This is a genomic window from Gloeobacter kilaueensis JS1 (assembly GCF_000484535.1).
In the GTDB taxonomy this organism is placed as follows: Bacteria; Cyanobacteriota; Cyanobacteriia; order Gloeobacterales; family Gloeobacteraceae; genus Gloeobacter; species Gloeobacter kilaueensis.
The window spans coordinates 2139861-2154988 of the sequence record NC_022600.1 but is presented as its reverse complement, the minus strand read 5'-3'; the positions used below and the strand labels follow the sequence as shown (position 1 = coordinate 2154988).

The 15128-nt window shown below is 59.4% G+C and carries 10 protein-coding genes; 4 read left to right on the top strand and 6 right to left on the bottom strand.

Annotated features, from left to right (window positions below):
* Window positions 1–59: 59 nt before the first annotated feature.
* The 6 genes from GKIL_RS09920 to GKIL_RS09895 all read right to left on the bottom strand — a co-directional run bounded on the left by GKIL_RS09920 (window position 60) and on the right by GKIL_RS09895 (window position 8959).
* The gene (locus GKIL_RS09920; protein ID WP_023173414.1) at window positions 60–410 is read right to left on the bottom strand and encodes an ArsR/SmtB family transcription factor; all 351 of its coding nucleotides are present in this window, start codon (window positions 408–410) and stop codon (window positions 60–62) included.
* Window positions 411–535: 125 nt separating this feature from the next.
* Window positions 536–1261, bottom strand: coding sequence for a ZIP family metal transporter (locus GKIL_RS09915; protein ID WP_023173413.1), 726 nt, complete (start codon window positions 1259–1261; stop codon window positions 536–538).
* A gap of 15 nt (window positions 1262–1276) precedes the next feature.
* Window positions 1277–3247 carry a heavy metal translocating P-type ATPase gene (locus GKIL_RS09910; protein WP_023173412.1) on the bottom strand — a complete coding sequence of 657 codons (1971 nt, stop codon included), beginning with the start codon at window positions 3245–3247 and terminating at the stop codon, window positions 1277–1279.
* A 32-nt stretch (window positions 3248–3279) separates the two neighbouring features.
* Window positions 3280–4536: a TolC family protein gene (locus GKIL_RS09905; protein WP_041243867.1), complete on the bottom strand. Its 1257-nt coding sequence runs from the start codon at window positions 4534–4536 to the stop codon at window positions 3280–3282.
* Window positions 4537–4627: 91 nt separating this feature from the next.
* Complete coding sequence (locus GKIL_RS09900; protein WP_023173410.1) at window positions 4628–7816, bottom strand: efflux RND transporter permease subunit; 3189 nt, start codon at window positions 7814–7816, stop codon at window positions 4628–4630.
* A gap of 6 nt (window positions 7817–7822) precedes the next feature.
* Entirely contained in the window at window positions 7823–8959 is a 1137-nt protein-coding gene (locus GKIL_RS09895) for an efflux RND transporter periplasmic adaptor subunit (RefSeq protein WP_187293911.1), read from the bottom strand.
* A gap of 248 nt (window positions 8960–9207) precedes the next feature.
* Here GKIL_RS09895 and GKIL_RS09890 point away from each other — a divergent pair, with 248 nt between their 5' ends.
* The 4 genes from GKIL_RS09890 (at window position 9208) to GKIL_RS09875 (ending at window position 15124) form a co-directional block, all read left to right on the top strand.
* On the top strand, window positions 9208–9651 hold the full coding sequence (locus GKIL_RS09890; protein ID WP_023173407.1) for a BlaI/MecI/CopY family transcriptional regulator: 444 nt from the start codon (window positions 9208–9210) through the stop codon (window positions 9649–9651).
* Complete coding sequence (locus GKIL_RS09885) at window positions 9641–10600, top strand: M56 family metallopeptidase (protein ID WP_023173406.1); 960 nt, start codon at window positions 9641–9643, stop codon at window positions 10598–10600. The genes GKIL_RS09890 and GKIL_RS09885 overlap by 11 nt, the downstream gene beginning before the upstream one ends.
* 154 nt (window positions 10601–10754) lie before the next feature.
* A complete protein-coding gene (locus GKIL_RS09880; RefSeq protein ID WP_023173405.1) occupies window positions 10755–13907 on the top strand; it encodes an efflux RND transporter permease subunit in 3153 nt (1050 codons plus the stop codon).
* Window positions 13904–15124: an efflux RND transporter periplasmic adaptor subunit gene (locus GKIL_RS09875; RefSeq protein WP_023173404.1), complete on the top strand. Its 1221-nt coding sequence runs from the start codon at window positions 13904–13906 to the stop codon at window positions 15122–15124. Before GKIL_RS09880 ends, GKIL_RS09875 begins: the two co-directional genes overlap by 4 nt.
* Window positions 15125–15128: the final 4 nt, after the last annotated feature.

Genomic DNA, 15128 nt, shown 5'->3' with positions numbered 1-15128 from the left:
CTGAAAACGATAACTGTTCATCGTCGATAACCGATGAAGCGGGTAAAAAAAGACAGCGCTCAAAGCGCCGTCACCAACTGCTTGAGGCGGTCGAGGCTGGCAGGCTGGATGCAGTAGCACACCCTGGGGCCGTCCACCTCTCCCTGGATCAGGCCCGCCTGCTTGAGGATGCGCAGATGCTCGGAGACGGTGGACTGGGCAATCGGCAGCATCTCAACGAGATCGCCGCACACACAGCTGCGGCGGGCGGCAAGAATTTTTAAGATACGTACCCGGATGGGATGGCCAAGGGCTTTGCAGAGCGTGGCCAGATCCTGCTCGGCGCGCTCGTCGGCAGGGATAAGCGCCACTGGGGCACCTGCTACAGACACATTGCAGGCAGGGCAGGCCGTCGGTTTGGAAACAAACATCGTCTATCGTCGTTTGGCGATAAGCTCAGAATAGCCCTGGGGCAACAGTTCGTCAACTGAAGGTGAGGAATGCTTCAGCGGGCGATGAGTTTGTCGTGGAGCATGTTCATGCCACCACTGTCGTACTAATTGATCATTCCAAGCACCAGGAACAACAGGAAGCCAGCGAAGAAGGTAGCTGTGGTGAACGGGGTTTCAAGTTCCTGGTGCGCTTCCACGAGCAGTTCCTCCGTCACCAGAAACAACAGTGCAGCGAGTCCGAAGGACAGTACGACTTCCAAATACGGCCCTTTGAGTCCTGCCAGTAAGGTCGTTCCTGTACCCGCACCAAGGACGAATAGCAAAGCCAGGACCAGGGTTGCCGAGATGGTACGCCTGCGGCTCGCGCCGGACTTTGTCAACGCACCCGCCGCACTCAGGCCGAGGAACAACGCTTCGAGGGCCAGGGCCAAGGCGAGTAACCGCCCCGACTCCGCCCCTGCAGCAAAACCGACACCCACAAGCGCGCCATCGATTGCCACATCGACTCCAACCGTGGCGATCAAACTGCTCGCCGTTTGCTGGGAGTCGCTCTCGGACTTTGCTCTGGCCCGTGTCCACTGCCGCAGGACCAGCATCGCCCCTACCCCCGTCGAGAAACCGAGAATCACTTCGACAGGGGCATGCTCCCGAACGATGTTAGGCAACAGTTCGACTCCAATGCTGGAGAACAAGACGCCCGCCGCAAAATGCTGGATGATACTCCTGGCACTTGCCTGTGGTGGCTTGAAGGCAGCAAAAATTCCACCTGCAACGATCGCTACGGCAGGCAGCAGAGCATAGGCGAAGACCTCGAAGCGCAAGTTGCCCATCAAAAATTGCCTCGACTATTTAAGGACTCTGGTGGCGTTGAATATGGCCAACAGCGCCACTCCCACGTCGGCGAAGACAGCCTCCCACATTGAGGCTAGACCGAAGAGGCCCAAAGTGATGAATACGCCTTTTACCGCCAGGGCCAAGCCGATGTTCTGCAGGACAATGCTTCTGGTCTTGCGGGCGATCTCGATTGCTTCGGCCACTTTGGATGGTGCGTCGGTCATGATCACGACATCCGCTGTCTCGATAGCGGCGTCGGAACCCAGAGCGCCCATAGCCATGCCCACATCGGCCCTTGCGATCACCGGGGCATCGTTGATCCCATCGCCGATAAAGACGGCCTTGCCACCGCTTGCTGTCTTTGCCATGAGCTTTTCAAGCGCTTCTACTTTGTGCTCGGGCAGCAACTCGGCGACGTAATCGTCCAGATCGAGCCTGCGGGCAACCTCCTCGGCCACCGCACGGCTGTCGCCTGTCAGCATTACGGTCTTAGACACCCCCAACTTTTTGAGTTGTGAGACTGCCCGGGCAGCATCTTCTTTGATTTCATCGGAGATGACGATGTAACCTGCGTAGCGGCCATCCACAGCTATGTGGACAACAGTACCATCCACCTGGCACTCGTCGTGAGCAATGCCTTCGCGATGCAGCAAGCGGTCGTTACCGGCCACGACCTGACGTCCCTGCACGTTGGCCCGGATGCCGTGACCGGCTATCTCCTCGTAATCGTGTACCTCGGATGGTTCGACAGTGCTGCCGTAGGCGTCTCGAATGGATTGGGCTACCGGGTGGTTGGACAGAGATTCAGCCTTGGCAGCGAGCGGCAGCAGTTCTGCTTGCTCAAAGCCGGTCTTGGGAACGATTCGGGTCACTTTAAAGACCCCTTTGGTCAGTGTTCCTGTCTTGTCGAAGACGACGGTCCTGACGGCGGTGAGGGTATCGAGGAAAGTCGAACCCTTGACCAGGATGCCTCGACGGGCCGCGCCACCCACCCCGCCGAAATAGCCGAGCGGGATGCTGATGACGAGGCCACAGGGACAGGAGATGACCAACAGCACCAGGGCGCGATAGAGCCACTGCGAAAAGGTGGCACCAGGCACCAGTAGGGGCGGAAGGACAGCGACGGCTAAAGCACCAAAGACTACGACAGGGGTATAGTACCTGGCAAACTTTGTGATGAACTTCTCAGTTTCCGCTTTTTTGCTGCTGGCGTTCTCTACCAGATCCAAAATCTTGGCGATCGACGATTCTCCGAATGGTCTGGTTACCTTGAGGGTGAGAACCCCTGAGCGGTTGAGCATGCCTGCAAGCACGGTATCGCCGACTTCGATTGGGCGGGGCACAGATTCCCCGGTCAGTGCCGAGGTATCTACCTGAGAAGACCCTTCCAGCACCTCTCCGTCGAGAGGAATTTTTTCACCGGGTCGAACCAGGATCTGCTGCCCAATCTCGACTTGCTCCGGAGACACTTTTTGGACGTCTTCGTCGATTTTGACGTTAGCGTAGTCAGGGCGCACCTCCAGAAGCGCCCGGATCGAGTTGCGTGAGCGGTTGATCGAGTAGTCCTGGAAAAGTTCGCCTACCTTAAAAAACAGCATCACGCCCACAGCCTCGGGCAACTGGTCAATCGCGATCGCTCCCAAAGTCGCAATACTCATCAGGAAGTTCTCGTCAAATATCTTGCCGCGCAGAATGTTGCGCGCTGCAGCGCGCAGCACACTCCAGCCACTCAGTAGATAGGCGGGCAGCAAAATGAGGAATTCGCCGAACCGGTAAGGCGTATTGTGCAGCTTCTGCTCGAAAATAGAACCCAGGATCAGCAGGACGAGCACGACAACCAGGGGTAGGGCTGTGCTCCTGAGGTCGAATCCGCCCTGGTTGTCGTGCTCGTGGTCATGATCATGATCTTGATCGAGAGCGCGGGGCTTGTTGGATTGGTCATCTTCGCAGTGGTTGCAGCCTGTTTGGTGAGGGTGCGGCATGAAGGTACTCTCCGAGCGATGGTGATGGGGCGCTAGAAATCGAGTGGTTCTCCCACAGCGACCTCGAGATCCGCGTAAGCGTTTTGATAGGCGACTACGGCGTCGAGATAGGCGGAGCGGATCTGCTGGTCCGCCTGCTGAGCCAGGATGACGCTGCTGAGGGGAGCTTTGCCCAGTTGATAACCCTGGCGTGCGAGGTCGAGGACATTTTCGGAGGCAGGCAGCAATTCGCTGCGGTAGCGCGAGACGTTACTTTGAGCGACGACCAGCGAGCGGTAAGCGACACGGACAGAAGTGGTGACACTCTGGCGCAGAGCCGTCACCCGCGCGCTGCTCTGGTCGATGGCGGCCTCGGCCCTGGTAACTTCGCCGGTCTGGTTGTAGAAGATCGGCAACGTCACCCCAAAAGAAAGAGCGAAACCGCTGGCCAGCGGTGCGCTTCTGGCCGTAGTGAACAGGTACGCTGCCCCCACCTGCAGATCTGGAGTGCGCAGAGCCTGGGCGAGGCGCAGTTGACGGCGCGCCACTTCGATCTGCTGCAGCGCAGCCTGTAGTTCCGGACGCCTTTCGTAAGCCCGTTCGGTTAGCGATTCTAGAGATGGCAGGGGCGTGTTCGGACGGGGGACGAGTTCGGTTTTCTCTGCGGAGAGCTGAAATAGTCCTTCGTCCGTCAGTTCCACCTGCTGCTCCGGTCCATCTCCCAGTTGGGTTGCCAGTTGGGCACGGGCATTTTCGATGCGGCCCTCGGCCTGAACCCGTTGCGGTTGCAATTGAGCGCGGACCAGTTGGGCCTGCAATAGTTCAGATCTGGGTGCAGCTCCTGCCTCGACACGCGCCCGAGCGGTTTCCACCAGCCGGTCTGCGAGGGAGCCCTGAGCATCAAGGGAGCGAGCCGTTGCCTCTGCTGCCGCAAGCTCAGCATAAGCCCTGCGTACCCGTCCACGGATCTCGAAGCGCGATGCATTCAGTTCGAGGACCGCGAGCCGGTACTGGGTGTCAGCGAGATCCAACCGTGCCTGCCGTTTGCCTCCAAGTTGGAGGGTCTGGGCAAGGCTCACCTGTTGTGGTTCACCATTGTCACTGAATACCGGCCCGAACCCGTAGGAGACGGCCAGTTGGGGATTGGGAACCGCCCCAGCGGCGGTGATGTCCGCCTGGGCCAGCCCCAGGTTGCGCCGGGCGGCGGCAAGTTGCAGATTGCGCGCTTCGGCGCTCGCAAACGCCTCAGAAAGACCAAGGCGCAGAGCAGCATTGGAGGACGGGAAGATGGGCTGTGCAGTCGCGGACACAGCTGATGCCAACAGCAAGCCGACAACAACGAATCCTAGAGACAACCGCGTAGTTCTGGTCATTGCAATCACTGCACGTTGTATGCGCTTACTAAGGGGCATCGCTACTGGCCGAGTGACGCCTGTCTTTAGAGCGCCACAGCAGTTTGAATCCGTCGCGTCCACAGATCACAGGATAAAGGGCAGGCAGGACAAGTAGCGTGAGCAAGGTGGCAGTGATGAGGCCACCGATTACCACAGTGGCAAGAGGACGCTGGACTTCTGCTCCAGGTCCTGTCGCCAGAGCCATCGGTACGAAACCCAGCGAGGCGACCAGGGCTGTCATCAACACGGGCCGCAATCGTTCTCTGGCCCCTTCTTGGGCAGCTGCCTCGGCGGGCAAACCTTCTTCCTCAAGCTTGCGGATCGTGGAGACCAACACGACGCCATTGAGCACGGCAACACCGAATAGAGCAATGAAGCCCACCCCGGCAGTTACCGACAGAGGAAGGCTCCTCAGCGCGAGGGCCAGCAACCCGCCGGAGAGGGCAAGCGGCACGTTCAAGAAGATGAGCACACCGGGGCGAAAGCTGCCATAGGTGCTGTAAAGCAAGATAAAGATCAAGACCAGCGTCAGCGGCACGAGGACGAACAGCCTTCCCTGTGCTTCTTGCAAATTTTCAAATTCACCTCCCCACTCGATACGGTAGCCGGAGGGCAAGGCGACCTTGCTCTCCACCGCTTTCTGGGCATCGGCTACGAAACCTCCAAGATCCCGACCGCGCACGTTCATCTGCACTGTGAGCACCCGTTCTCCAGAACGATGGGAAATCTGGGCTGGCCCTTCATCGATAGCAACCCGTGCCACCGAAGATAGTGGAATCAACTGACCTGAAGTCGTTGCCACAGGTAAATTGGCAAGGCTTTCGATATTCGGTAAAGCCGAGGGAGCGAAGCGCACTACCAGGTTGTAGCGCGGTCTACCCTGGAACACTTTGCCGACAACTTTGCCGCTGACGGACGCCTCGACCGTCTCCATCACCGCCTGGGTACTGATGCCGTAGGCGGCCAGTTTTGAGCGATCGATCTGGGCGCTGATCGAGGGGAGGCCATCTACTTTCTCGGTGACAACATCGACGGCTCCGCTTACCGTTCCCACGGTCTGCGCGATAGCATCGCCTGTCTTCTTGAGCTGGTCAAGATCCGGGCCATAGAGACGGACGGCGACGTCAGCCTTGGCACCGGCGATAAGTTCGTTGGTACGGTTCTCGATGGGTTGACCGATCGAGATGGCGGCTCCAGGAACTGCCTCAGCCAACCGTTTGCCGATTGCTTCTTCGATTTCGTCTTGGGTCTTAAATTGCTTCCACTCAGAGCGGGGCTTGAGGATAACGTAGAAATCCGTCACATCTGGACCCATCGGGTCAAAGGCCGTCTCCGAACGGCCTGTGCGGCCCATCGTCGTCTCGATGTCCGGGAATTCCTTGAGCACTTTTTCGATCAAGCTTGTCTGACGCACTGCCGCTTCGAGCGAACTAGCGGGCGGACGGACGAGACTGAGCACCAGGGAGCCCTCCGAAAGCTGCGGGATGAATTCCGCTCCCAGGAATGTCAGGGGAAACAGGCTCACCAGAAAGAAGCCGAGGGCAATCACCGCAGTCCACAAACGATTGCCGGTACACCAGGCCAGCAGCCTTTCATAGGGATACCGTATCGCCCTGAGCACCCAGGTTTCCTCTTCCTTGGGCGGGTTCTTGAACGCGAAGTAGGCGAGCACCGGAGTGACGAAAAGGGCAACCACCAGCGAGGAAGCCAGCGCCGCCACCACCGTCAGCGCCATCGGCTGGAAGGTCTTCCCTGCCACCCCCGTCAAGAACAAGATCGGGAGGTAGACGACGATGATGATGCTGACGGCGAACAAGACCGGTCGGGCCATCTCTCCTGCTGCCTGCTGAACCACGGCAAGGCGCTCCTCGGGCAGAGGGCGGTTGTCAGCGAGGCGGCGCATGATGTTCTCGACCATCACCACCGAGCCGTCCACCAGCAGCCCGAAGTCAAGGGCACCGAGCGACAGGAGGTTGCCGGAGGTGTTGGTGTACGCCAGAAATGTCGCAGCACCCACCAGCGACAGGGGGATAGCCGCCGCTGTCACCAGGCCACCGCGAAAGCTGCCCAGCAGCAAGAACAAGATAATCACCACCAGCGCGGCACCGACAGCCAGATTCTCCGCCACCGTCTCGATCGCCCGGTCGATGAGGTCTTCCTGGTTGTAGACGCTCTTGATATTGACACCGGGGGGCAAGCTGGGCCGCAGTTCGGAAATTTTTCGCTGGACGCGGGTGATCACCTGCTTTGGGTTCTCCCCGAGCCGCATGATCACGATACCGGCCACCGTCTCTCCTCTACCGTTGGCGGTGATCGCCCCTTGAGAGAGCCGACTGCCGATCGCCACCTCCGCCACATCCCGGACGCGCACGATGCCTCTGGTGGTGCGAGTAACGACTACCTGGCCGATGTCCTGGAGGTTCTGAAGTAAACCTTTGCCGCGAATCAGAATCTGGTTTTCGTTCTGGACGTAGTAGCCGCCCCCAGCATTCTGGTTACTGTTTCGCAGGGCATCCATCACCTGGGCGGGGGTCAGGGCGTACCCACGCAGCTTGTCCGGTAAAAGACGCACCTGGTACTCCTTGGCAGCGCCCCCCATCGTGTCCACAGTGTCTACCCCGCTCACGCCCCGCAGCACCGGTGCGATCTGCCAGTCGAGGATGTCGCGCAGTTGCATCAAACTGTAACCCGGCCCCTGAACGCGAAAGATGAGTACTTCTCCCAGACCCGTGGCGATGGGACCCAGTTCCAGGTCGATTTGCCCGGCGGGGAACTGTTCTTGAACGCCGCGCAGGCGCTCGGCTACCTGTTGCCTGGCCCAATAGATATCGGTGCCGTCCTCGAAAATGGCAGTTACCTGGGATAGAGCGTATTTGGAAACCGACCGGACATACTGCAGCCGGGGAAGATTCTGCAGATTCAGCTCGACCGGATAGGTGACGTACTGCTCTACTTCCTGTGGGGCCAGGCCACGGGCATTCACAGTGACGGTGACCTGCAGGTTAGAGATGTCGGGCACCGAGTTGACCTTGACTTTGAGCAGGGAGGTAACGCCTATACCCAGCACAACGAGTAACAGGGCCAGGATGAGCACCCGCTGGCGCAGGGCGCTGTAAACCCATCTGGCGATGCCTTTCGCCTCCGGAATGGTTTGAAGCTGTGCATCGGGAGCCGTTTGGGTTCGTGCATTGCTCATCTATACTTACTCCTCTTCCTGGAGCGAGGCTTTGAGTAGTTCCGCCTTAATCGAGAAAGAGCCATTCGTCACCACTGATTCCCCGGCTGCTACCCCACGGAGGATCTGGGCAGCTTCGGCAGTCTTTTGCCCGACAGCGACCGGGCGGGCGCGGAAGGTATTTGGTCCGATTTTCACGAACACTACGTCCTTGCCTTTGACTTGTTGCAGAGCGGTGGCCGGGAGGACGATAGCATCGCCGGCCAGCCGGGTACGCACCGTCGCCTGCACCAGCGTCCCTGGTTTGAGCACACTTCCCGGATTGGCGATCTCCACGCGCACCTCAGCGTTGCGTGTGGTTGGATCCAGGCTCTGGGCTTGGCGGAGCACCCGCCCGACAAAAGTTCGTCCCGGTGCCACTTCGCTCATAAACCGCACCAAATCGCCAGGGTTCAGTTCTGCCAGACGCGCCTGGGGTACCAGCAACTGCACGTAGACCCGATCGAGATCTCCCACCGTCATCAATGGCGCGGTGAGTGCCACCGCCTGACCCAATTGCGCCTGCAACGCAATCACCCTGCCAGCAATGGGACTCACCACGAACAGGCGCGGGTCGAGATCTTCACCCTGGGCGATCTGGCGCAACTGTCCGGCACCCAGGCCGAACGCGCGCAATCGAGAAGCCGCTGCCGCCGCCGCTGCCTGCGCGACACCTACATCTGAACGGGCAGTCGCCCGATCTGCCCGAATCCCCGCAAGCCGCGCCTCAGCCTCCTGCTGTGACTGCAGGGCGCTGATCCCTTTTGCGACGAGCAGCTTTTCGCGCTGTACGGCGGCCCCGGCCAGATCCACCTGGGTCTGGGCAAGATTGGACCGCGTCTTCGCCTGCTCCAGGCGGGCGAGAGCCGAGCGGTACTCCGCCTTCGCCTGGCCTGCCTCTGGACTTACCATCTCCAGCAGCGCCTGGCCCTGGCGCACGCTCTGACCAAGATCGACGAGCAGCCTGGTGACGGTGCCGTTGACCAGTGAAGCAACCACCGCTGCCCCCGTACGCGTCGGCTCCACCGTCGCACTATAAGTTTCTGTACCAAGTAACGGCCTTCGACGGACGGTAGCTGTGCGCACACCAGCCCGCTCGACCATCTCTGGGGTAAGTGCGACCACACTCGGCTCCCGTGCCGCTCTGGCCGTCTCCCCGATGGGTACCTGCGTTGCAGGTGCCGAACACGCTACTAGGAGTACCAGCAAAGGCAGGAACCCGAGCTTCGAGGCAAACCGGTTCCGCATCCGCCTACCTTCCCCCTGTTACAATGCAACTATTTCGAGTGTAGTCCGAATTTCTACAAATTCGGACGCCCTCCGAAATATGTGAATTAGAACCGTTCTCGCCCGCGTCGCACTAAGAAATCGCAATGGATCTGGCAAATATCCACGCTGTGTTTCGTCCAAACCAGACGGGTCTCAAGAAGGTGCTCGGGGATCTCGAAGCAGAAATTATGGAGGTCGTCTGGTCGGCAACCAACCCTATGTCTGGCAAAGATGTTCACCTGCTTCTGTCACAGAGCGGGGGTCCAACCCACCAGACGATCGTGGGAACGATGACGGCTCTGGCCGAAAAGGATTTGCTCAAAGTCGTTTTCAAAAACGGCAAAACACGGTTCTACCTGCCTTCGATGAGTCGAGAGGATTTCTTGCACCACGTTCTAGGCCATGTTCTGGACAATCTTCTGGGAGAATTCCCTGATGCGCTTTGCGCTTTACTCGATGAGCGCCGACAGGTAAGCGGTGGCCCTGGGAAGCTGGGGCAGTTGCGCGAACGGGTGCGCCGACTTGAGGGGGAGGAGGATGCTCGTTGAACTGCTTTTTCCCGTGCTTGGGGGGGCAACTTTCGCACTGGGCCTCGGGTACTGGACGCGGGTGCGGTTGCGTGACGAGCGGCGATGGGAGTGCAGGCGGCAGGCACAGCTCATCGAACTGGCCGCTCCTGCAGCCACCGGTTGCCTCGTCTTATGGCACATTCTGGAAGACTTGCAGGCGGGAGGTCTTGCTTGGATCGCTCATGGCCTGGCTGGGCTGCCGCTGTGGCCGCTACTGGGGTTCGCAGCACTCACCATTCCGGGCGTTTGCGTGTACATCCTGCGCCACCTGCGTCTTGCTGATCAACTGCGGGCCTGTTCTCGCACAGACGCGCAGGTGAGCGAAGCACAGGTTTTGCTCGACACCTTGTCAGCGGAGGCCGGGATGGACGCGCCACTCCTGCGACGTCTGCTCACCCAAAAACCCGTCGCCCTAGTCATGGGTTTTCGCCGGCCGGTAGTCTATCTGTCCAGCTGGTACTTCGAGCAGTTGTCGGTGGAGCAGTTGCGCCCAGTGCTCGCCCACGAGCTGGCGCACGTTGCCCGGCAGGACAATTTGCTCGCTGCCATCGCTGCTGGTTTGTCAACGGCGGCGTCTCGGATCCGCTTAGGCCGACGAGCTTACAAAGGGTTCGTCCGGGAACGCGAACTTGCTGCCGACGAGATGGCGGCGAGCTTGACCGGTCAACCGCTCAGACTGGCGAACATTTTGCTGAAAGTATTGGAAGAACACGTCCCGAGCGGTGACGCCTGCCCGTGCGCGACTACCGGCGAAGACTTCGAGGAGCGCCTGGAACACTTGATCGGTCTGCATGGCGAGGTACCCGGCCCACGGCCAACTGTGCCGGGCTGGCGGTTGGCAGTTACCTGGCTGGCCTTTGCCTGTGTAGCGCTGCTATGTGCGGATCTGATTCCTCACTGCCTGGATCTGCTGCAGCAAACTCCTTGAAGGAAAGCCTGGCCAAAGCAATTTAAGTTTTCATACCTATTTCATAATTTGGCTTTCCTTGTTACGCTTTGTAACTAACGGAGAAATTTTTCTTCGCACCTGAGCTTGCTGGCTGTGCGTGAGCACCGCTGGATTTTGCACAACGGAGATGGGCATGACTACAAATCATCCAGTCGAGCGCTTGATCGGGTTCGCTCTGGCCAAACGCTGGTTGACAATCGTCCTCGCCCTGGCGATAGCGATCGTAGGCGGCCTGGCCTGGCGATTCTTGCCCCTGGAGGCTTATCCAGAGTTGTCTGATCCGCTGGTGCGAGTGATCACGCTATATCCAGGCAAGGGCACCGAGGAGGTCGAGCGCGCTGTGACGGTGCCTCTAGAAAAAGAGCTAAATGGCATTCCCAACCAGACGGCTTTGCGGTCGATCTCGCTCTACGGTTTGTCGATTGTGACCATGACATTCAAGGATGGCACACCCACCAGCCTTGCCCGCCAGCAGGTGCTCGAAAGGATTGCCGGGGCAGACTTGCCGGAGGATGCCCAGCCGGGGCTCGACGCGGATGTCGGCGGCTCGGTGCGCGAAATTTACCGCTACACCCTCCAGAGTCCTTACTACACGCCGATGGGGCTGCGGGCCATTCAGGAGTGGGAGCTGGAGAAGGCGTTCCGGCAGATTCCAGGAGTGATCGATGTTATCAGTCAGGGTGGCCCCACCAAAACCTATCAGGTAAACGTCGATCCGGAACGGTTGCAGGCGCACGGCGTCACCCTCCAGCAGGTCTACGAGGCGCTCACCAACTCTAATGCCACCACAGGCGGCGGCTTCATTCAAAAAAACAACCAGGCTTTCATCGTGCGCGAGCTGGGCCTGCTTGCAGGTCAGGCTGACATCGCTGCGGTGGTCGTCGCCACCCCGAGCGCCGGAACGCCGGTGCTGGTGCGCGATGTTGCCGAGGTAACCGTCGGCCCCAGGGTGCGGCGCGGGCAGGTGGGTCTGGATACCAAGGAGGATGTGATCGAGGGAATCATCTGGATGCGCTCGGGCGAGAATCCTTCGAAAGTGCTCGAAAGTCTCTACAAAAAGCTTCCGGAGATCCGCTCCCGTCTGCCCGAAGGGGTCAAGCTCGTGCCCCTGTACGACCGCCTGGGTCTGATCAACAACACCTTGCACACGGTCGGTGAGAACGTGGCGGTGGGCATCGCCCTGGTGATCGCTGTGCTGTGGCTCTTTCTGTTCGACGGTCGATCGGCGCTCATCACTGCCTGTGTCATTCCCCTATCGGTCCTGGTGGCCTTCATCGTCTTGAGTCTGGCGGGAGTTCCGGCGAATTTGCTGTCGCTGGGGGCGATCGATTTCGGCATCCTGGTAGACGGGGCGGTGGTGATGAGCGAAAACATTGTGCGTCGCCTGGCGAGCGAAGGGCAGCAGTTGAGCATGCGCGAGCGCTTGCAACTTTTGACCCACTCCGCCCAGGAAGTCGGTCGGCCCGTACTCTACGGCATCGGTGTCATCGTTGTCACCTTCCTACCCATCTTCACTTTTGGCGGGGTAGAAGGAAAACTATTTCGCCCCTTGGCACTGACGATGGTCGCTGCCCTTTTGGGAGCGGCTGTGGCTGCCCTCACCCTTATCCCGGTTCTGTGCGCGATCTTTTTGGTGGGTAAACCCCTCGTCGAGCGCGAAAGCCCGGTGGTGCATTTTGCTCGCCGCCTCTACATCCCCTCGCTGCGCTGGTCGCTTGCTCATCCCGCGCCTGTGATTGGCGGAGCTGTAGCCGCCTCGGTGGTCGCTGCGCTGGTTTTCTTGCAGTTGGGCAGCGAGTTCTTGCCCCACCTCGACGAGGGCAACATTTGGCTACGCACCACGATTAAACCCGGCTCGGTCACCCTTGAACATTCCGTTGCCGTGGCGCGCAAGGTGCGCAATTGCCTGCTTCGTTATCCGGAAGTTGTACAGGTTCTCTCCCAGGAAGGTGGACCGGACGACGGGACCGACCCGATGCGATTCGCTGATCAAGAATACTTCGTGGACCTCAAACCGGCCCGTGAATGGCGCTCCGCGTTCCACGCGGACAAAAATGCACTCATCGTTGCAATGCGCCGTGATCTCGAACAGATTCCTGGAGTGGACTACTACTTCAGCCAGTACATCCAGATGATGCTCGACGAGGCACTCTCGGGTGTCCAGGGTTCACTGGTGGCCAAGATCGCCGGTCCTGATCTGCTGAAGCTGGAAGAACTCGGAAGCCGGGTGGGCAGGCTCATGCGCCAGACACCGGGGATTGTCGATGTGATCGTCGATCCGCTGCTGGGCCAACCGCAATTCGCCGTCACAATCGACCGCACCCAGGCTGCGCGCTATGGCCTGAATGTCTCCGACTTGCAGGCTCTGGTTGAAACGGCGATGGCTGGCAAAGTCGCCACTTCGATCATCGAAGGGGAGCGACGCTTCGACCTCTCTGTCCGCCTCGCTCCGTCCTATCGCGACAGTGAGACAGCACTCGCCCGCGTGCTGATCGATACTCCGGCGGGTACCAAAATTCCCCTGGCCCAGGTGGCCTCGCTTAAAGAAGTAGACGGTGCCACCCAGGTCTGGCGCGAGGCGGGTTCAAGACTTTCGACCATCCGGGCCAACGTGCGCGGTCGGGATCTGGCAGCTGCGGTGGCTGACGCCCAGCGTCGAGTCGCGTCCGAAATTCAGATTCCATCTGGCTATCGAATTATCTGGAGCGGCGAGTTCCAGCGGCAGCAGGAGGCCCTTGCCCAACTCGCGGTCGTGTTGCCGGTGACTATCCTCATCATTCTGGGAATCCTCTATGCTGCTTTTGGCACCATCAGGAGCGCTGCTGTCGTCTTCGCGGTCGTACCGCTGGCGGCCATTGGCGGGGTGCTGGGGCTATTCTTCACGGGCACGTACTTCTCGATATCGGCGGGGGTCGGCTTCATCGCTCTTTTTGGGGTGGCCGTTCAAAATGGCATTTTGCTTGTCTCCTGCGTGGGCGAGCTGCAACGCCGGGGCCTGGAACTGCAAGAAGCAGTCTTTGAAGGGGCAGTGGCCCGAATGCGCCCAGTGCTGATGACTGCAACAGTTGCCACCCTAGGACTGCTGCCTGCGGCGCTATCTAACGAAATTGGTGCGCAAACCCAAAAACCCTTCGCCATCGTGATTATTGGTGGACTGGTGTCAGCTACGGCACTTACATTACTGGTCCTGCCAACCCTTTACCGCTACTTTGCACCGTCCCCCAACACGGCGCAGGAGCAAGCGGACCCATTGCCCATTGAAATTCGGGAGACAGCTGTCAAGTGAAGCTTCCACTGCTGATTGCACTGCTCCTCGGTAGCTTACTCACCAGTTGCACCGCGAAAATCTCCAGCGCCCAACCCCGGGCGAAACCGTCGAAGGCCGACGGACCTGTGCGGCTTCGACTCGAAGCCGGTGAACTTCGCCAGGTCCAGATCACCACCTCTACGGTCACGAAGCGCATTCTCCCGGTTGAGATCGTTGCAAGCGGTCAGGTTCAAAGCGCTGCTGACCGTACTACGGAGATCGCTTCCCCTGTATCGGGGCGAGTCGAGCGGATCGCTGTCCAACCTGGCGAGCGAGTGGTAGCCGGTCAACTGCTTGCCATCCTGCGCAGCAGCGAGGTGGCTCAGATTGAATCGGAGTTGCTCCAGCAGATTCTCGAACTCGACGCCGAGCGCGAGCAAGACCAGGTGCAATTGACTCTTACTAGGAGCACCTTCGAGCGAGAAAAGCAGCTTTTGGCCGAAAAAGTTGGTGTCCGCGCCGATTTTGAGCAGGCACGAAGCGAGTATCTAAAGGCAGCAGCTGTTCTGCACAGTCTCGTCCGCAAGCGCCATGCCCTAATCACCACTGCTTCTGAGCGGCTGCGGCTTTTGGGGATGGGTCCAGGCGAGGCGAATCGAGTGGTGCGCGAGCAAAAGGTTGACAACACTGTGATGGTCCGTACTCCTCGCTCTGGCATCATCGCAGCACGCAATTTCAATCCGGGCGAACTTGTGGATGGTAGTAAGCCGCTGTTTGTCGTAGCGGATTTGACGAAGGTGTGGCTCATTGCCCAGGTGTTCGAAAAAGATATCGCTTCAACCCGGATCGGGCTGCCTGCAACGGCCCGCGTCGATAGTTACCCCGGCAAAACCTTCAGTGGCCGACTTGACTACATCGCACCCGGCCTCGATCCGCAAACGCGTACCCTGGCAGTGCGAGCGACTATCGACAACTCTAGTGGTAGACTCAAGCCCCAGATGTTCGCTCGCCTCACTCTGCTTTCAGGTAGCATTTCAGTGCTCGCGGTGCCTACAGCTGCGGTTCAAAAAAGCGGCGAGACTTATGTTGCTTACGTCGAGCAAGACCACCATACTTACGAAGAGCGCCGTCTCATCCTCGGTCGCACCTTTGATTCGCAGGTGGAAGTAAAATCTGGCCTTGCCCCCGGAGAAAAGATAGCAGTCAAAGGCAGCGTCGAGTTGCATGGACGCGCGATTCAACTTGTCAACCAGTAAATAG